The sequence below is a fragment of the Pantoea sp. SIMBA_079 genome (assembly GCF_046940275.1).
Taxonomy (GTDB): Bacteria; Pseudomonadota; Gammaproteobacteria; order Enterobacterales; family Enterobacteriaceae; genus Pantoea; species Pantoea borealis.
On record NZ_JAWRYR010000346.1, the window covers coordinates 1 to 270 of the forward strand.

Annotated in this window: 1 protein-coding gene; it reads left to right on the plus strand. The window is 40.0% G+C overall.

Features of this window, described 5'->3' with window-relative positions; genetic code table 11:
- Positions 1 to 28: 28 nt before the first annotated feature.
- Positions 29 to 270 (plus strand): hypothetical protein (locus SB719_RS20305; RefSeq protein WP_412159763.1); only part of this gene is annotated, 242 nt, incomplete at its 3' end.

Below are 270 nucleotides of genomic sequence, written 5' to 3' on the forward strand. Positions count from 1 at the left end.
CTTCATGATGTGGCGGGGTTATAAAAAGATGTCGGAAGAAGAACGAAACGACGTGAAGACTGATTTTACGAGTAAGCGTTTTATCTCTACATATGGTTTAGTCGCACTCGGTTGCGTATTCTTGTTAGTCGAACCAATTTTTGAAATTGCATGGATGAAAGTGATTAGCGGCGTGCTTTTTTCTATTGGAATGATAGTGAGCAGCGTCTTTATATGGTTGAACGCTTCATCAAAGTGGAAAGCAGTGCTTGGTATCATCTCTTCAATGAT